Source organism: Labedella phragmitis (assembly GCF_004078635.1).
Classification (GTDB): domain Bacteria; phylum Actinomycetota; class Actinomycetes; order Actinomycetales; family Microbacteriaceae; genus Labedella; species Labedella phragmitis.
Map to the genome: position 1 here is coordinate 122,232 of NZ_RZNB01000001.1, position 16,909 is coordinate 139,140.

General features: G+C 68.3%; 22 protein-coding genes and 1 pseudogene. 12 read left to right on the forward strand and 11 right to left on the reverse strand.

What is annotated here, in order from left to right; all coding sequences use genetic code 11:
- Window positions 1-28: 28 nt before the first annotated feature.
- A complete protein-coding gene (locus ELQ90_RS00615; protein WP_128493339.1) occupies window positions 29-346 on the forward strand; it encodes an ArsR/SmtB family transcription factor in 318 nt (105 codons plus the stop codon).
- 15 nt (window positions 347-361) lie between these two features.
- Here ELQ90_RS00615 and ELQ90_RS00620 read toward each other — a convergent pair whose 3' ends face one another.
- On the reverse strand, window positions 362-991 hold the full coding sequence (locus ELQ90_RS00620; RefSeq protein ID WP_166408740.1) for a GrpB family protein: 630 nt from the start codon (window positions 989-991) through the stop codon (window positions 362-364).
- 329 nt (window positions 992-1,320) lie between these two features.
- On the opposite strand from ELQ90_RS00620, the gene ELQ90_RS00625 reads away from it, so the two are divergent.
- The 3 genes from ELQ90_RS00625 to ELQ90_RS00635 all read left to right on the forward strand — a co-directional run bounded on the left by ELQ90_RS00625 (window position 1,321) and on the right by ELQ90_RS00635 (window position 2,710).
- Window positions 1,321-1,737 (forward strand): GNAT family N-acetyltransferase, encoded by a 417-nt coding sequence (locus ELQ90_RS00625; RefSeq protein ID WP_128493341.1) that lies wholly within the window; start codon window positions 1,321-1,323, stop codon window positions 1,735-1,737.
- Between the two features lie 228 nt (window positions 1,738-1,965).
- Complete coding sequence (locus tag ELQ90_RS00630; protein ID WP_128493342.1) at window positions 1,966-2,385, forward strand: GyrI-like domain-containing protein; 420 nt, start codon at window positions 1,966-1,968, stop codon at window positions 2,383-2,385.
- 52 nt (window positions 2,386-2,437) lie between these two features.
- The gene (locus ELQ90_RS00635; protein WP_128493343.1) at window positions 2,438-2,710 is read left to right on the forward strand and encodes a hypothetical protein; all 273 of its coding nucleotides are present in this window, start codon (window positions 2,438-2,440) and stop codon (window positions 2,708-2,710) included.
- Window positions 2,711-2,756: 46 nt separating this feature from the next.
- Here the strand turns inward: ELQ90_RS00635 and ELQ90_RS00640 are convergent, their stop codons facing one another.
- A complete protein-coding gene (locus tag ELQ90_RS00640) occupies window positions 2,757-3,437 on the reverse strand; it encodes an SDR family NAD(P)-dependent oxidoreductase (protein WP_128493344.1) in 681 nt (226 codons plus the stop codon).
- Between the two features lie 101 nt (window positions 3,438-3,538).
- Between ELQ90_RS00640 and ELQ90_RS00645 the strand changes: the two genes are divergently transcribed.
- Entirely contained in the window at window positions 3,539-4,387 is an 849-nt protein-coding gene (locus tag ELQ90_RS00645; protein ID WP_128493345.1) for a helix-turn-helix transcriptional regulator, read from the forward strand.
- Here ELQ90_RS00645 and ELQ90_RS00650 read toward each other — a convergent pair.
- The 4 genes from ELQ90_RS00650 to ELQ90_RS00665 all read right to left on the reverse strand — a co-directional run bounded on the left by ELQ90_RS00650 (window position 4,374) and on the right by ELQ90_RS00665 (window position 8,680).
- The gene (locus ELQ90_RS00650) at window positions 4,374-6,614 is read right to left on the reverse strand and encodes a peptidase domain-containing ABC transporter (protein WP_128493346.1); all 2,241 of its coding nucleotides are present in this window, start codon (window positions 6,612-6,614) and stop codon (window positions 4,374-4,376) included. The two genes, ELQ90_RS00645 and ELQ90_RS00650, sit on opposite strands and share 14 nt — an antisense overlap.
- 61 nt (window positions 6,615-6,675) lie before the next feature.
- On the reverse strand, window positions 6,676-7,797 hold the full coding sequence (locus ELQ90_RS00655; RefSeq protein WP_128493347.1) for an HlyD family secretion protein: 1,122 nt from the start codon (window positions 7,795-7,797) through the stop codon (window positions 6,676-6,678).
- Entirely contained in the window at window positions 7,794-8,276 is a 483-nt protein-coding gene (locus ELQ90_RS00660; RefSeq protein ID WP_128493348.1) for a hypothetical protein, read from the reverse strand. Before ELQ90_RS00660 ends, ELQ90_RS00655 begins: the two co-directional genes overlap by 4 nt.
- A 101-nt stretch (window positions 8,277-8,377) precedes the next feature.
- A complete protein-coding gene (locus tag ELQ90_RS00665; protein ID WP_128493349.1) occupies window positions 8,378-8,680 on the reverse strand; it encodes a hypothetical protein in 303 nt (100 codons plus the stop codon).
- A gap of 144 nt (window positions 8,681-8,824) precedes the next feature.
- Here ELQ90_RS00665 and ELQ90_RS00670 point away from each other — a divergent pair, with 144 nt between their 5' ends.
- On the forward strand, window positions 8,825-9,262 hold the full coding sequence (locus ELQ90_RS00670; RefSeq protein WP_208020533.1) for a hypothetical protein: 438 nt from the start codon (window positions 8,825-8,827) through the stop codon (window positions 9,260-9,262).
- A gap of 47 nt (window positions 9,263-9,309) precedes the next feature.
- Window positions 9,310-10,266 carry a prolyl aminopeptidase gene (pip, locus tag ELQ90_RS00675; RefSeq protein ID WP_128493351.1) on the forward strand — a complete coding sequence of 319 codons (957 nt, stop codon included), beginning with the start codon at window positions 9,310-9,312 and terminating at the stop codon, window positions 10,264-10,266.
- Between the two features lie 101 nt (window positions 10,267-10,367).
- On the opposite strand, the gene ELQ90_RS00680 is transcribed toward pip, so the two are convergent.
- Window positions 10,368-10,883, reverse strand: coding sequence for a hypothetical protein (locus ELQ90_RS00680; RefSeq protein WP_166408728.1), 516 nt, complete (start codon window positions 10,881-10,883; stop codon window positions 10,368-10,370).
- A gap of 301 nt (window positions 10,884-11,184) precedes the next feature.
- Window positions 11,185-11,364 carry a hypothetical protein gene (locus tag ELQ90_RS00690; protein ID WP_128493353.1) on the reverse strand — a complete coding sequence of 60 codons (180 nt, stop codon included), beginning with the start codon at window positions 11,362-11,364 and terminating at the stop codon, window positions 11,185-11,187.
- Between the two features lie 240 nt (window positions 11,365-11,604).
- Here ELQ90_RS00690 and ELQ90_RS16855 point away from each other — a divergent pair.
- The 3 genes and pseudogenes from ELQ90_RS16855 to ELQ90_RS00705 all read left to right on the forward strand — a co-directional run.
- A pseudogene (locus ELQ90_RS16855) lies at window positions 11,605-11,851 on the forward strand (methyltransferase family protein); the annotation flags it as partial.
- Between the two features lie 186 nt (window positions 11,852-12,037).
- A complete protein-coding gene (locus tag ELQ90_RS00700; RefSeq protein ID WP_128493354.1) occupies window positions 12,038-12,391 on the forward strand; it encodes a DUF2200 domain-containing protein in 354 nt (117 codons plus the stop codon).
- Between the two features lie 228 nt (window positions 12,392-12,619).
- Window positions 12,620-13,669, forward strand: coding sequence for a Fic family protein (locus tag ELQ90_RS00705; RefSeq protein ID WP_243695943.1), 1,050 nt, complete (start codon window positions 12,620-12,622; stop codon window positions 13,667-13,669).
- A gap of 62 nt (window positions 13,670-13,731) precedes the next feature.
- Here the strand turns inward: ELQ90_RS00705 and ELQ90_RS00710 are convergent, their stop codons facing one another.
- From ELQ90_RS00710 to ELQ90_RS00720, 3 genes are all read right to left on the reverse strand, one after another.
- The gene (locus ELQ90_RS00710) at window positions 13,732-14,619 is read right to left on the reverse strand and encodes a hypothetical protein (protein WP_128493356.1); all 888 of its coding nucleotides are present in this window, start codon (window positions 14,617-14,619) and stop codon (window positions 13,732-13,734) included.
- A 374-nt stretch (window positions 14,620-14,993) separates the two neighbouring features.
- The gene (locus ELQ90_RS00715) at window positions 14,994-15,392 is read right to left on the reverse strand and encodes a hypothetical protein (protein ID WP_128493357.1); all 399 of its coding nucleotides are present in this window, start codon (window positions 15,390-15,392) and stop codon (window positions 14,994-14,996) included.
- A 25-nt stretch (window positions 15,393-15,417) separates the two neighbouring features.
- Complete coding sequence (locus ELQ90_RS00720; RefSeq protein WP_128493358.1) at window positions 15,418-15,726, reverse strand: hypothetical protein; 309 nt, start codon at window positions 15,724-15,726, stop codon at window positions 15,418-15,420.
- A gap of 137 nt (window positions 15,727-15,863) precedes the next feature.
- Here ELQ90_RS00720 and ELQ90_RS00725 point away from each other — a divergent pair, with 137 nt between their 5' ends.
- On the forward strand, window positions 15,864-16,250 hold the full coding sequence (locus ELQ90_RS00725) for a PadR family transcriptional regulator (protein WP_128493359.1): 387 nt from the start codon (window positions 15,864-15,866) through the stop codon (window positions 16,248-16,250).
- The gene (locus ELQ90_RS00730; protein WP_128493360.1) at window positions 16,243-16,848 is read left to right on the forward strand and encodes an HAAS signaling domain-containing protein; all 606 of its coding nucleotides are present in this window, start codon (window positions 16,243-16,245) and stop codon (window positions 16,846-16,848) included. Before ELQ90_RS00725 ends, ELQ90_RS00730 begins: the two co-directional genes overlap by 8 nt.
- The last annotated feature ends 61 nt before the right edge of the window (window positions 16,849-16,909 follow it).

Below are 16,909 nucleotides of genomic sequence, written 5' to 3' on the forward strand. Positions count from 1 at the left end.
AATAGCGATACTGCGATATACTGCTGGCGTGAAGGACGACGAGACGAACGACGAGTTGGTGGTCGCGTTCAAGGCGCTGGGACACCCGACACGTCTGGCGATCCTCGGGTGGCTGAAGGACCCGACGTCGTTCCCCCCGCAGGACCAGCCCGCCGAGACCGTCGGCGTGTGCTTGAAGCACATCCAGGCCCGCGCGAACGTGTCGCAATCGACGGCCTCCCAGTTCATGGCGACGTTGCAGCGTGCCGGTCTCGTGACCTGCACGCGCATCGGCCAGTGGTCGCACTATCAGCGCAACGAGGAGCAGATCGCGCGTCTCGGTCGACTCATCGGCAGCTCCGTCTGAGACGTCCCGGCCGGCTCAATCGAGAGGTCGCGGGTCGTGATCGTGCTCCCGATCCGCCCGGAAGGCGCGCTCGTAGATCTCGTAGACGGCCGCCGCCTTGAGGTCGTTGTATCGACCTCCCTCCCGAGCGGCCGCGGCCGCGAGCTTCGCGGCGCCGTACCGACGCCGGCCCGTCGCGTCCGATCGCAGGTGTTCGGCGAAGAGGGCATGCCGCCGCGGCTCGATCGCTCCGGAATTCCAGACGTGCAGGTTTGTGTTGGGGTCCGGGAAAGTCAGGTGCCGGTGCGGTTCACCGGCCAGCTCGTCGCGGAAGATCAGCCGGAACCCCACGCGCTCGAGCACCGGGAGGTAAGCGGGCTCGTCGCCGACGTCGGCGACCGTGAGGTCGATGTCGATGACAGGTTTCGCGACGAGGCCCGGGACAGCGGTCGATCCGACGTGCTCGATGCCGAGCGCACGGTCGAGGAGCGCTCCCCTGATGACGGTCTCGACCGTCGCATAGGCGCCGCTCCACGACGGGTCGTGCTCCTGGAGCGGACCCGGCTCCGTCTGACGATGCGCGACGCGTTGCCCCTGTCGAGCGGCGTTGGCCCCGGCGACGAGCGGGCGCCAGAGCGGATGCGTCGCCCTGTCCTCCCCGGTCACGAGTCCCATTGTGTCAGCGAGCGCGCGTCGGGTCGTCGCATATCGGCGGCGCATCGGAAGCGGCAGCACCCCGGACATGCGACCACCCAGGAGGAGCACTCCACTCGGTTGTCGCATATCCGTGGTGCGTTGCCCGTCGCACCGCCGACCTGCGACCACTCGAGCCGAGCGGGTCGGCTGTCTGCGCCACAGCCGCAGTGCTACCGTCGACGCAGCAACGGCTCGTTGCGAGAACCGGAGGGAGCAACTGATGACCACGTCTCGCCGTTCCCCTCACCGTTCTCTCTAGAGGCCGCCCACGAGTGCGGCCATCCCCGAGGAGCCGCACCATGCGCACGACCGATCCCGATTCCCCCCGCTTCGAGTGGCGGGGATCCCTCACCGATCTCGAACTCAACGCCCTGCACGCCGAGGCGTTCGACCATCCCCTCTCCGACGACGACTGGACGGCGAATCTCGCCCGGCTGAGCCTCGGGTGGGTCACCGCTCGCGACGACGACGGGCTCGTCGGCTTCGTCAACGTCGTCTGGGACGGCCTGACGCACGCCTTCCTTCTCGACACGATCGTCGCCGCACGTGCTCGTCGGCGTGGCGTCGGATCGCGTCTCGTCGACATCGCCCGATCCCACGCGACGGAAGCGGGCTGCGACTGGCTGCACGTCGACTTCGAGGAGCACCTCACGGGCTTCTACGTCGGGGCGTGCGGATTCGGGTCGACGCCCGCCGGTCTCGTGAGACTCCGCTGACGGGGAAGGGCCGCGCGACGCGAGACCATCTCGCCAGATGACGTCGGACCCGGACGACTCGGTGTAGCCGAGACGGTCATACACGCGCGCCCTCGTCGCTGTCCGGGTTGAGCAACCGACATCTGCGCACCGCGGTCGAGCGCATGGCTCGAGGATTCACGACGACATCGCTCCCGCGATCCCCCGCCGCCGTTCCACTAGGGTCGCCTTGACGACGAAGGAGCGACCATGATCGACATCGTGCAGATGCCGCCGCGAATCGTGATCGGGGTGCCGGTGCTCGCGCCCTTCGATCACCTGTCGAGTCTCGTCCCCGAAGCGTGGGCGACGGCGTTCTCGAGTCTTCCGGACGACGATCGGGACTTCGCGGAGGCGAGCGTCCGGGTCGGTGATCGATATCACGAGGTCGTCGGGATCCTCGCGGACGACGGTGCCCGGATCGACGGCTTCGTGCACGCGCTGGTCCCGGGAGGCCCCTACGGTCATCTGCGGCACGAGGGGACGCGTGCGGGCATCGCCGCGGCCTTCGGCGAGATCGAGGCGTGGCTCCGTTCGAGCGGACGGCCGCCCGGCGCCGCGAAACTGGACATCGGGTATCGGCGCGACGGATCCGACACCGTGCACGACCTGTTCGTCTCGCTCGCCTAGTCGGTCGGAAGCACTCGAGGGCTCGGCCGTGCGCTTCGGTATCGTCGTGGGCATGCCCGCCCGTTACCCGACAGCCGTGCTCGCGATCGTCCGCCGAGGCGAGGTCGCCGACGAGTTGCGGCTCACGATCACCACGAACACCGGACGCGTACTCGACGAGTGGGTCGTCTATTCCCGCGAATTCGACGCCGCAGCGCGGGCCGACGTCGAACGCCGACTCGACGCGGTGGGGCTCCGCAACGGACGCTTCGAGGGCAGCGCGCAGAGCGGCTGGCGCGCCGTCGTGCGACCCGTCGACGTGGACCCGGCGGCTGCGACCGACTGACGCGCTCAGTCGATCGCAGCCGCCGCGCCGTAGCCGGCCGACCGCATCAATACGCGATGAGCCCCTCGCGATCGCTGAACGTTCCGGTGGGGCCATCCGCGGCGACTGTCGCCATCGCGACGACCGCGTCGGTCCCCTCGGTGACGGTCTGGTGGCCGGAGTTCCCGTTGAGGTCGGTGGCCGTGTAGCCGGGATCGATCGCGTTGACGCGCATCCCGGGCAGGTTCTTCGCGTACTGCACGGTGAGCGCGATGACCGCCGCCTTCGACGCCACGTACGGGACCGTCATGACGTGCCCCTCGGCACGCGAGGAGTCGAGGAGGAACCGGGGGAAGCCGAGACCGCTCGCGACGTTCACGATGACGGGGTGCGCCGACTCGCGGAGCAGCGGGAGGGCGGCTTGCGACACCCGGACGATCCCGGTGACGTTCGTCGCGAAGACCGCGTCGTTCGCCGCGGGCGTGAGGTCGTCGAGAGTCTGCGCGGAACCTGCGATGCCCGCGTTGTTGATGAGGACGTCGAGTGCGGGGAGTTGAGCGATCGCAGCGGCGACGGAGGCGTCGTCCGTCACGTCGAGCTGCACGGTGTGTGCGCCGAGTTCGCGAGCGGCATCGCCGGCGGCGAGGTCGCGCATCCCTGCATAGACGGTGTGGCCGGCGGCGAGGAGTCGGCGGGCGGTTTCGACTCCGAGGCCCTTGTTGGCGCCGGTGACGAGTGTCGTTGTCATGACTCGACTCTGCGACCGATGCGGCGAGCGCCACAGGTACCGCTCGACGGTGGGACCGGCGATACCACCCGGCGACGCCGGTCACCGCGCATACTGGCTCCATGAGTGAGTTCGCGACCGTCCTGCGTGCTTGGCGCGACCGCGTCACGCCCCAGCAGGTGGGCATGCCGGCGGGGGCCGGTCGACGCACGAGCGGACTCCGGCGCGAGGAGCTCGCGGCCCTCGCCGGAGTGAGCGTCGACTACATCGTGCGGCTCGAGCAGGGTCGCGCGACGAACCCGTCGGCGCAGACCCTCACGGCGCTCGCCCGCGCCCTCCGGCTCGACCGAGAGGAACGCGACCATCTCTTCCGCGTCGCGGGGGCGCCGATCCCGTCGTCTCGCGTGGCACCGCAGCACATCCCGCCCGGAGTGTTGCGCATCGTCGACCGGATGGGAGACTGTCCCGTCGCCGTGATGACGGCGGCCTGGGACATCGTGCACTGGAACCCGCTGTGGGCGGCGCTCTTCGGCGATCCGTCCACGCTCTCGGGCAACGAGCGCAACGTCGCGTGGCGCTACTTCATGCGGGGTCTCGGCGACATCGAGTTCGCCGAGGGCCACAGCGAGGAGTTCACGTCCGACCTCTCCGCCGACCTGCGACGCGCGGCGGGCCTCTACCCGGACGACGCGCGGATCGCCGGCCTCGTCGCCGCTCTCCTCCGCGACTCCCCGCTCTTCGCGGCCGCGTGGGAGACCGCGACGGTCGCCTCGCACACCTCGAGCCGCAAGACCGTGCACTCGGCGACGGTCGGTGCGCTCGAACTCGATTGCGACGTGCTGAACGCGCCGTCGACCGACATGCGCATCGTCGTCTACACGGCCGACCCGGGCTCCGCCTCGGCGGAGAAACTCGACCTCCTCCGCGTCACGGGAATGCAGGAGCTCGGCCGCCTCGTCATCGATACGTGATGGCGTCGGTCTCCTGCCGACCGCGCGCCCGACGCGAGGCACGTGCCTCGTCCACCCGATCGTGCGCCGGCCGCTTGTCGCCGCGCTGCACCGCCCACATCTCGGCATAGACGCCGCCGAGCTCGACGAGCTCGGAATGCGTGCCCTCCTCGACGATCCGGCCGGCCTCGACCACGAAGATGCGGTCGCACCGCATCACGCTGGCCAGGCGATGCGCGATCATGATGAGGGTCGCGCCGGGAAGCGATCCCATGAGGTCCTCGATCATGTGCGCCTCGGTCGATGCATCGAGATCGCTCGTCACCTCGTCGAGGACGTACAGCGGCGACTCTTTGAGGAGCGCCCGGGCGAGCCCCAGCCGGCGCCGCTCACCTCCCGACAGCCCGGCCCCGGCTTCATCCAGCACGGTGCTTGCGCCGTGAGGAAGCGCCGCGACGAACTCATCGGCGTGAGCCCGGTGGAGCGCGCGTCGGACCGCGTGCGGCGAGGCGTCGGGAGACGACAGTCGGACGTTGTCCGCGACGGACCGCGAGTACAGCGAGATCTGCTGCGGCACATAGGCGATGCGGGATCGCACCACCGCGGGCGAGATCCGTTCGAGCGGCACCCCGGACAGCGAGATACCGCCCTCGTCCGGTTCGACCACCCGGAGGAGCAGCTTCGCGATCGTGGATTTCCCCCCGCCGCTCGGACCGACGAAGGCGACACGCTCGCCCTCCCGGATGGAGAAGGACATGTCGCGCAGCGCGGTGGCGCGTCCGCGGTAGCCGAACGAGACCGAGTCGAACCGCACCTCACCGCCGACGTCATCGACCTCATCGGATCCCGACACCTCGTCTCCCTCGGGCTCGTAGTCGAGGATCTCGGCGACGCGCCGGAGCGCCATGCTGGCCTCCTGCCACTCGAGCTGCAGCCCGATCAGTCGGGAGACGGGATCGATGAAGAAGGCGCTTAGTGCCACGAAGGCCATGAGCGTTCCGAGTGTGAGGTCGCCGTCGATGATGCGCGTCGTTCCGAAGAGGAGGAGGAGAAGCCCCGCGGCGGCCTGGAAGAGCGACATCAACGTCGATTGCCCGTTCTCCAGCATCCCTTCCCGGAAGGAGAAGCGGACGCTGCGGATGTATTCGCGCTCGACGCCCTCCATCTCTCGCGGTTCGAAGCCCTCGAGCTTGATGCCCTCCACACCGCGGAGGCCCTCGATGATGCGCGAATTGAGGACGGAAGCCTGCTGCATCTGCTCGCCGTTGACCGCGCGGAACGGACGCAGGAACGCGACCACGAGGACGACCGAGGCGATCACGAAGACGACGATGACGAGGAAGAGGGAGGCGTCGAGCGAGAACAGCACGGCTCCCGTGACGATCGCCATCACGGCATCGAGCACCGCCGACAGGGCGGCGCCGGTCAGGACGTTCTTGATTGTCATGGCGTCGCCGAAGCGGGTGAGGATGTCTCCCACGGGGCGGGAGTCGAAGAACCGGAACGGCATCCGGTAGACGTGCGCGAAGTAGCCGAGGATCAGCGGGACATCGATGCGTTGCGACAGGTGCAGGACGATCCACTGCCGGACGAACTGCACGGCGTGCTGCACGACGTACATTCCGACGAAGAGCACGCCGAGCGGGACGATGAGCGACTCGAGGTCGTAGGGGATGACCTCGTCGACGATGATCTTCGTGGCGAATGACGTGGCGATGCCGAGGATCGTGAGGATGAGAGAGCCGAGGATCGCCCAGAGGAAGAGCGCCCGGTGCGGGCGGAGGAGGCGGAGGAATCGCCCGACCGGACGGGACTGTGATCCGCCCGGATCGAACGCGCGCGATGGGGCGAGCAGGACGAGTACTCCGGTGAAGCGTGCGAGGAAGTCGTCGACCGCGACCCAGCGCCGCCGCTTCTCCGCCGGATCGCCGATGAGGAGGCGCCGGGACGTGGCCAGATGGATGACGACGAAGTGCGGATCGCCGGTTGACGTCGTCACGTGGGCGATCGCTGGTCGGGTGTAACTCGTCGTGAGGGCGTCCTCACCGACCCTCACGACCTTCGCCTCGAACCCCAACTCGACCGCGCCGTCGACGAGTCCGCGGACCGACACGCCCCGAGCCGCCGTTCCCAATGCGTCCCGCAATTGTGTGACCGACACGGTCTTCCCATGGGCCGCGCTGACCGCCGCGAGGCACGCGGCACCGCAGTCGGAGCTCTCGTTCTGGCGGACGTGCTGGCGGGTCATCGGTGGGATCCCTCTCTCGTGGTCGTCATGGTCGTCATGTCGGAGGCGGGCAGGCGCGACCTCAGGGGGAGAACCCGGCGAGCTCCTGGGCGTACTCGAGGTAGGTGACCTCGTCGCGCACGACGTCGACGGTGATGGCCGTCCCGTTGATCAGATCGTGCTCGGCACCGTCGCGCGTGCGGACGACGTCGTCGTCGAGCGCCAGGTGCACCACGAAGTAGTTGGCCGTCTCCGTCCCGTCGATCGGCATCGCCGTCACGTCGGCGTCGATGGAGACGACGCGGCCACTGAGCTTCTCGTACTCGACGGCGGGGAGACCCTCCACCGAGACGGTCGCCCGATCCCCCACCTCGACGTGTTGCCGATCCGGCACGGACAGGTAGACGCTCACGTCGAGCCCCTCCTCCGTCGACGCCACGGAGCCGATCCGGTCTCCGGCCGTGACGACGCTGCCCACCTGCACGCCCTCGTCGAGGTGGACCGTTCCGGAGACGGGCGCGGTGATCTGGAAGGCGCTCTCCCCGGTGCTCGCCGCGCGGCCACGAATGTCGATCTCCGCAATCTGCTGACGGATCTGGGTCTCCTTCGCCGACGACTCGCTCAAGGCCGTCGAGTCGAGTTCCTCCGCCTTCAACGCGTTGTCGGCGATGGCGCCGTCGATCTCCACGGGTGTGTACCCGAGCGCTTCGAGGCTCTCGCGGCTCACGATCAGCTGGTCCTTCTGTTTCTGCAGCGAGTCGAACTGCCAGTAGAAGGCCGCCTCGTCGACGACGTCCTGCCGGAAGGAGTTCTCGCCGTCGCGCACGGCCTGCGAGAAGCGAGACTGAAGGTCCAGCCCCTTCTCGAGGAGGGCCTTCTGGGCCGCGACGGTGTCCTTCTCCGCCTGAAGTTCGAGGCTCTCGACCGCGACGACGCGCGCTCCCGCCTCGACCCTCGAACCGTTCGGTGCGTCGACCGCGGCGACGCGACCCGAGACGCTCGCCATCACGACCGTGCGGTTGGCTCCTTCGATGACGCCGACCCCCTCGACGAGGCTCGGCCGCATGGTCACCGACGACCAGAGGACCACGGCGACGATCGCACCCGCGGTGAGTGCGAGGAGGAAGAGTCCGAAGAGAGGCGGCCGCTTCTCGTAGAGGATCCGACTGTCGGTGAGGCTGTCGAGGTCGACGATGCGCGTCATGGCTCGCGCGAGACCGCCGGCGCGAAGGCGTCGACCTCGACGGACGTTCCGTCCTCGCCGGCGAAGACGAGGTAGACCGTCCCGTCGAGCTCGATCTCGTTCTCGTAGGCGGAGACGTTGATCTTGCTGTACACGACATCGAGGTCGGAGACGTCGCCACGGAACCGGACCAGGATGCAATCGCTCACCTCGACGCGCGGCTCGACTTCGACGTCCGGAGGAAGATCCGCGGGGGACAGAGGCGTCGCCGACTGACGCATGAGCGCCGTCTCGTGCGCGACGACGTGGTCCTCGTTCGCTCGCGGCGTGAGTCGCTGGACGAGGGGACCTCTCGGCGTCCCCCCGCTGTCGCGGATATCCCGCACGAGCGCGACGGCCGTGTCGCGGACATGGCCCGGATCCAGCGCACGTATCCGTCGCCGCACGACGTTCTCGAGTACGAGTGTGCGCGGGTACTCGGTGCCGATCGTTCTTCTCATCTCGTGTCGGTGTCGCTTCCGCGACACTCGTCCTCTCGTCGCAGCGGTAGGGGGAACGGGGGACGGGCAACGCGTTCGGGCGCGCCGCCCGCCCGGAGGCGCTAGATCATCGAGTAGAACTTGTTCTCGAACCCGGCCATGATGAACGGGCTGCCGGCGGGGGACATGCCGGCGACCGCCCCGCGGACCTGCCACTTGATCTTCTGGTAGGTCTTGTTGCGCAGGCCGGCGTGGTAGGCGCGCTCGCCGGCGGCCATGCCTCCGGCGTACAGGCTTCCTCCGATTCCGAGAGCGCCGCCGATGATGCCGATGACCGCGATGGCGCCGATGCCGCCGTCGATGCCGTCCAGTTCGTCGTTCGGGACGTCTCGATACGTGGTGGGCATCTCCAGAACCATGGACATGTGAGTACCTCCTTGTTCGGATGCGGGCACCGGGCGGCGCCTGCGTGACCCGACGGTAGTTGCTCTTCTCCACACCCGCTCGGAGTTTCCACATAGATACGTCTTCTGTGGACAGGTTCTTCCGGGCGAGCGATACTGGCGTGCATGAATAGATACTCGTCCGCATCCCGCGATTCGGGCTCCGGCACCCTCGAGCCCCCACCGCATGACGCGCGTCCCGCTGTCGCGCGAGGCGACGTGTCGCCACTCGGACGCGCGTCGCTCGGAGCGCTCTTCGCCGCGGTGATCGTCAGCGCACCCGGGCTCACCGAGGCGTACGCCAGCGCCATCGCGATCGGCTTCTCCAGCCTGGCACTCGCGCTCGTCGAGTCCACCCGGCCCACCGCGACCCGTCCACCCGGCCTTCCACGACGGCGGCGCGTGGCTCCGGCGCTCGTCGCGAGCGCGGCCGTCTTCATCGCGGCTTTCGCCGCATCCTTCGCGGCCGCTGCGGCAGGGAGTCGCGATCTGAGCACCGCCATCGCCGGAGCGGCGTTCATCCTGCTGTTGCCGCTGATCTGGCTCGACGAGCGGTCCCGCTGATCCGGCGATGGCGTGAGGTGGGCGCACCGACTCCCTAGGCTGATCTCATGCGCGGCTTCTACCCCGAGATCGAACCGTACGTCTCCGGCATGCTCGACGTCGGCGACGGCCAACAGCTCTACTGGGAGGAGTCGGGCAACCCGGACGGCAAGCCCGTCGTCTTCCTCCATGGCGGACCCGGTGGCGGCACGAACGCCAACCAGCGGCGCGTCTTCGACCCCGCGAAGTACCGCATCGTGCTCTTCGACCAGCGCGGCTGCGGCCGCAGCACGCCGCACGCGAGCGAGAACCCCGATCTCTCCGCGAACACCACGTGGCACTCGGTCGTCGACATCGAGCGACTGCGCGAGGCGCGCGGCATCGACAGGTGGCAGGTGTTCGGCGGGTCGTGGGGCAGCGCCCTCGCCCTCGCGTACGCCGAGACGCACCCCGAGCGCGTGACCGAGATCGTCCTGCGCGGCATCTTCACGCTCCGTCAGAGTGAGATCGACTGGTTCTACGAGGGCGGTGCGGGAGCGATCCTCCCCGAGCGGTGGGAGGGCTTCCTCGCGCCCGTCCCGGAGAACGAGCGACGCTCCCTCATCTCCGCCTACCACCGGCTGCTCAACCACCCGGATCCCGCGATCCACGGGCCGGCCGCCGTGGCCTGGTCGGGCTGGGAGGCCGCGGCCATCACGCTCATCCCGCGCGACGACCTCATCGACACGTTCACCGAGCCCGCCTACGCGCTCGCGTTCGCACGCATCGAGAACCACTACTTCGTGAACAAGGGCTGGTTCGAACCGGAACAGCTGATCCGCGATGCGCCGAAGCTCCGCGACATCCCGGGCGTCATCATCCAGGGCCGCTACGACCTCTGCACCCCGGCATTCACCGCGTGGGACCTGCACCGCGCGTGGCCCGAGGCCGAGCTGCACATGATTCCGGATGCCGGTCACGCCTTCGACGAGCCGGGCATCCTCGACGCCCTCGTCACCGCGACGGACGGCTTCGCCGACCGCTAGTCGCGACCGGAGTCGTCCGCGAGGCGCTTGGACGGGCTCAGCGGCCGGGAGGGCTCACGCTCCCTGAGCCTGTCGAAGGGCGCCGTCAGAACACGGAGCGGTCAGACGGGGTCCAGCGCCAGGTCGTCGAGCGCCACGACCTCGCCCCGGCCGTCACCGAGGTCCGTGGGACCGACGGGACACTCGACCGGCTCCCGGGAGAACGACTGCCGGTAGGGGTCGATCACATACGAGGCACACACATAGGCGTGAGACGCGTCCGGGAAGAGGTTCCCACCCGGACGCGTCAACGCAGACACGAAGACGTCGACGGTGAGGACGTCGTCCCCCACGTCGTGCGCGAACGGGTGCGGAGCTGTGGTCGCGGCGGCGAAGTCGGCCGCGAGCACCGGATTTCCGATGCCCGTCGCCGGATCGAGCTGGTACCAGAGGGAGTCGGGGCTCGGGCGGCTCCACATGATCCGTTCGAGACGGGCCTCGAACGCATGGAGACGGGTGCTGATCTTCTCGATCGCGGTCGGCTCGGTGGCGCCGTCGAGCGAACATCCAGCGAGGCCGAGGGAGGCGAGAACCACGGCCGCCGAGGCAGCCGCGATGGGGCGACGTTTCCGCTTCATTCGATTCAGCCTACGAGGAACCCCGTCCTCGACGACAATTCCCGTATCGCCCGATCCGACCTGGCAGACGTCGGCGGTGCCCGAGGGGCCCCGGTTCCGGCCCGGGCCCCTCGCGTCGCTCCGTCCCTCGGCGTCGAAGGGATGACGCTCGTCGTGTTCCACGCGGAACGCGGGTCGGCGGATGCGGAGAAGCTCGCGCTCCTCGCCTCGGCGGGCCTGCCGACAGTGGCACCGCGGGCGGAGACCGGCGTGCGGGCCTGAGCCTGTCGAAGGGGATCACTCGGGACGGTGACGAATCCGATTACGGCCGGCATTCCTCCCGCGGAACGGGCGGCCGCTCGTGCGACGAGATCATCGGCCCAACGCTCTTGCCGCCCAGCGCCGCGAGGACGGCGAGCACCACCGTGATGCTGCGGCCGACAGCACGAGCGGTGAGGCGCAGCACCCGCCACACCACCGGCTTCCACTCACGCGATCCCATGTCCGAATGATGCGCGACGCCGCTCCTCTCCACAAGAGGTCGGCGCGGTCGGGACGCTCCTAGACTCGCCTCATGACCCCGTCCGCTCTCGGCCGCGCCATCGATCGCGCGCGGATCGACGAGCAGTGCCGCGTAACCGACCGGCTCGGTGCCCGGCACGGTCGCCTCTACTTCGCCGCGCAGGCCGTGATGGGGCTCGTGTGGTGGATCGGCGTCTTCACCGTGCCGCTCGTTCGCGAGCTCGTCATCGCGGGACCGTATCGCTTCGTCCGCAATCCGATGGCGGTAGCGGGCATCGCCCAGGGCGCGGCCGTCGGCCTGATCCTCGGTTCCTGGCTCGTGGTCGTCTACGCGGTCGCGGGGTCGTTCGTTTGGAACGAGCTCGTGCCCCATCGAGGAGGCGGACCTGAAGGAGCGCTTCGGCGAAGAGTACGAGGCGTACCGGGACCGCGTGGCGTGCTGGGTGCCGCGCTTCCCGACGGCGTGAGACGGGTTCCGCGAATCGCTTGACCCTGGAGCGCGCTCCAGGTTGCAGGATGAGGTCATGAATGATCTCCGACGGCCCGAGACGGGCGACGATCGACGCGCCCCACCTGTCTCACTGAACTCTCGCTCCACCCCTCACGCGCTACCGTTGACCCACCCAAACCCCCAGCCACGGAAGGGATCAGCCATGGCACGACACCGCATCTTCGGCACCCCCTTCGCCGCCATCTACCCGCACTACATCGCGAAGGCGGAGCGCAAGGGCCACACGGCGGAGGAGATCGACCGCGTCATCTCGTGGCTCACCGGCTACGACGAGACGGGCCTCAAGCGGACCCTCGCCGACGAGACCTCGCTCGAGGACTTCTTCGCGCAGGCCCCCGAGCCGAACCCCAACGCGAGCCTCATCACGGGAACGATCTGCGGCGTGCGCGTGCAGGAGATCGAGGACCCCCTCATGCAGAAGATCCGTTACATGGACCTCCTCGTCGACGAGGTCGCGCGAGGGAAGAAGATGACGTCGATCCTGCGAGGGTCGTAAGCCTGCTTACCGAATGTCCTTATCCAAGCTTTCTCGAGAAAGCTTGGATAAGGTGTTGACGTGAACAAGGAAACCGATGCCCCAGGCAGCGGCGATAGTTGGCCCGTCACTCGGCATGAGCCACTCCCCTGGACTCGTTCCGGCGATGAGGTCGGCTCGCGCCGTCGCTTGAGGGCGGCAGCGGGCTCCTACCAGGCGGCGGTACCTCCCTTCATTCGCGATCTCGACGTGAAACTTCCGGCCGAGCTGGTCGCCGCATCGGAGGACGCCAGCCGGGAGCTGACGCGCTTCGACACGGAAGCGGGCACCCTCGCGGCTCCGTTCGCGTCGATCCTGCTTCGCACGGAGAGCGCATCGAGTTCGGAGGTGGAGAACCTGACATCGAGCGCGAAGCAGGTCGCGCTCGCCCAGATCGGCGACTCGACCTCACAGAACGCGCGGTTGGTTGTCGGCAACGTGGCCGCGATGGAGGCGGCGATCGCCCTAGCGGACGACCTTGATACGGACGCCGTCCTCGCGATGCACCGCGCGCTGCTCGAGAAGTCGGCACCTGACATCGTCGGTCACTGGCGCGAGGAGCAGGTGTGGGTCGGCGGTGGCTCCGTGTCACCGCACAACGCGACGTTCGTCCCGCCACACCAGGATCGCGTCCCTGCCCTGATGGACGACGTCATGGCGTTTGCGCGTCGCACCGACCTTCCAGCGATGGCCCAACTCGCCATCGCGCATGCCCAGTTCGAGACGATCCACCCGTTTCCCGACGGCAACGGCCGAACCGGGCGAGCGCTCGTGCAGGCGATGCTGCGTGCCGGAGGGGTGACGAAGAACGTGACCGTCCCCGTGTCGGCCGGGCTGCTCGGCGACACCGAGGGCTACTTCCGCGCGCTGACCGCCTACCGCGACGGCGACGTCCGCCCGATCGTCGAGGCGATGTCCGAAGCGTCCTTTGACGCCATCCGTAACGGCCGGATCCTCGAGAAGGACATCACCGAGATCGCGGCGCGCTGGGACTCGAACGTTCGGGCGCGCAGCCACTCCTCGGTGCACCGCCTCAAGAACCTGCTACTGCGCCAGCCTGTCGTGACCATCAAGCTCGTCGAATCGGAGCTCGGCGTCAGTAATCCGGCGGCGGACGATTCCGTGCAGAAGCTCGTGGACGCCGGTGTGCTGACCCAGGCGACAGCGGGCCGGCGCAACCGGCACTGGCAGGCCGATGAGGTGCTCGCTGCGCTCGATGCCTTCGGGGCGCGAGCGCGGCGGAAGCGGGCGGGAAGCTGAGGCAGGTCGAGAAGGACGTCTCGCTGGCGTCCGCTCATCGCCGTCGTTTGCGCCCTCGGCCGTCACTGAGTCGGCGTCGGGCTGGTGGGCGGTGTGGCGGGCAGCGGTACTGAGTTCGTCAGGTCGAGGATCGCTCCGGATCCGTAGAGGACCGAGATCGCGCTGACGACGACCACCACGAAGAAGCGCACTCCACCGGAGCGACTGAACGCCGCGGCACGGTTCAGAACGAAGGGTCTGCGTGGTCGTCCGTCGCTGCAGGCGAGGAACGCGAACCAGTCGAGGAGGCTCACCCACAGGAGCAGTATCAGCGACAGGAGGAGGAGTGCGCCGCCGGCCAGGGCCGCGAGGTACAGGAACATCTCGGGACCGGGACGGTCCGAGCTCGCCGTCAGCGTGTCCATGGCGTCGGCGAACCACGTTCCCAAGCCACGAGAGGAGTCGATCACCTCGAGTCGCTCGTGCGCTTCGCGGAGCGTGAAGCTCCCCAGACGAGCGTTGAGGATGCCTTCCCACGTCATCCAGGTCGCGATGCCGGCCAGCAGAGCTGACAGCAGCGTCCAGGTCGCCCCGCGCGGCCAGCCGACGAGTCGACGAGTCCACACGGTCGCCAAGACGAGGCCCGCGAGCAGCCCGAGCAGAGCACCGACGGAGATGGCGCGGATCCACTCGTAGTACATCGCGAAAGCGATCCCGACAACCACCGAGCCGACAAGCACGCCGACGATCCAGAGGGCCACGTCCGAGTTGTCGTCATTCGTCGACTGCTTGGTCTGCTGCACCTCGGTGCGCTGCTCGACGATGTGATGCTCGATCTGCACGACGGTGATACTCGTGCCGGGGCTCGCCGAGTGACGGGCTGCCGACCCGGCCCCGCTCACGGCGAGTTGAACGCCGAGGACGATCAGTCCGGCGATTGTGGCAGCGAGAATCTCAAGCCAGAAGTCCACCGCGATGCTCCTTCACGTCCGTGGTCGGGACCGCCAGGCTAGCGAGGAGCGCCGACACCACGCGACGATCCAATACCTCTTTGGTCCCCCCTCGGTGCTCGTCAATGGCCGACTCCTTCCTCCCCGCTCAAGGGAGTATTCCGACGCGGACGAGTCGACCCTGCCTGACCTCCGGAAGTCCTCAACGGCTCGAAGAAGTCGCGTCGTCGCCGCCGAGTTAAGCTCTCGCCGACACCGAACACGACGACGAAAAAGGCAGAGCGCCCCAACCAACGATGCGATCACGCCTCAGTGGGTCACGAAGATTCCGGTCAAGACGAGGGCGACGGCTGTCACGATCGCCACGGCGAGATTGCCGCGGCGGAGGGAATCCGTCATGCGCGCCTCCGAGCGGCCTCGGGCTGAGCATCTCGGGCCGAGTCAGTCGCCCGATCCCGCTCGTCCAACTCTGCCGCCGCACGCACTGCGCCTTCGCGAACGGCGACGAGCAAAACCTTCCGCCACAACGGCTCGCTCACGAGGAGGGGACTGGCTCTGAGTTCGACCATCGTCACCAGGATCGCCGTGACACCGATCGTCGTGACGTAGAGGGGCGCCGCGAACACGGCGTCCGTCATGCGCGTCGATGCGACCGCGATGAACACGATCGTGACGAGCACGGTCGTCAGCCAGGCCCGGATCCCTCGCTCCGCAGCAACGAGACCCATCGCCACGGCGAGCACGAAAGACAGCACATACGCGCCGACGGGCGACGATACGAACTCGCTGATCATCGTCGACTCGCTCCATTGCTTCTCCTCAGCTGAACGAAGAGATCATGAAGATGCCGATCACCACCGATACGACTGCCGCAATCAGCGAGATTCGCCGGAAGAGTCGAAACCGGGTGCCGTGCACCTTCAGGATCCACACGACGCTGCCGAAGAGCAGCGCCGCAATGAGGAACGGAACGCCGAGCGGAGCGTTGAGGCTCCGGGCGATCCATCCCGCTGCGTCTGCCGGGGGGAATCTCACGCAGGTGATGGCCACACCCAGGCTGAAGAGCAGTACCGCCGCAACTAGTTGAAGGCTGGACGGGCGCTGCTTCCCGGCATCGGAATGATTCATTAAGTCACCGTATAGGTACTTTGATGAAAGCGTCAACAACGCATCCGCGGGCGATCAACCCGGCACCTGAAGGCCCCGCCGTCGACGTCGCCTCGTCGGCAGTGACTCAACGAAGACCCGCTGCTATATTGCATTGCATGACACCTCCGTCCGACGTCTCCGCGCAACTGCGCAAGGGCGTCGCGGAGTACTGCATCCTCGGACTCCTGTCGCGGGAGCCGATGTACGGCTGGCAGCTCTCGGAGACGCTCGTGCACTCGGGGCTCATCGCGAGCATCGGCACCCTCTACCCGGTGCTGTCGCGGCTGCGTGAACGGGGGCTCGTCACCTCGTTCGAGGAGGCGACGGGCGCCGGCCCCGTCCGCAAGTACTACCGACTGACCACCGCCGGCGAGGAGCTGCTCGCCGACTTCCGCGACCAGTGGCCGGCGTTCTCCCTCACGGTCGGCGCCCTCATCCGCGGCGAAGCGCCCGACGACTTCACGACCGACCCACCGCTCGAAGGGACGACCCCCGATGCCTGACTTCTCCCCCGCAGCCGACACCTACCTCGACCGACTCGCGAACGAGCTCCGCGCCGTGCGCGAACCGCTCCGCGGCGACATCTGGTCCGGCATCGCCGAGGAACTCGACGGCCTCGCCGAGACTGACGCGCGTAGCCGGATCGCGGAGCTCGGCGACCCGTCATTCATCGCTCGCGAGGCACGCAACGCCGTCGACGTCGGCACGATCGGCGACACCACGTCGACCGGTTACACGACCGTGGTCGCGCAGCGCCCGCCGCTCTCCGAGTCACGCGGCCTCGCAGTGCTGGGCGCGATCGCGCTCGGGGTCGGCGGCTTCGTCGTCCCCTTCGTCGGCTGGGTCGTCGGGGTCGTGCTCGTGTGGATGTCGTCGCTGTGGCGCACCCGCGAGAAGGTGATCGCGATCGTCGGCCCGTTCGTCGTCCTCATCCTCGCGGCGGTGGTCAGCCGCTCCATCAACGGCTGGGCCGCCGTATCGGGGACGGAGAATCCGCTCGTGCCGGTCATCGGGGACATCGCGGTGTCGAGTGTGATCGGGGCGTTGCTGCTCAACGTGATTGCGATGGTGTGGTTGTTGGTGCGGCTCGGGCGGCGATAGCCGAACACGGTCGCCAGCAACCACCGGTCGCCGAGCCCACCACCGAGCACTGAGCCCACCA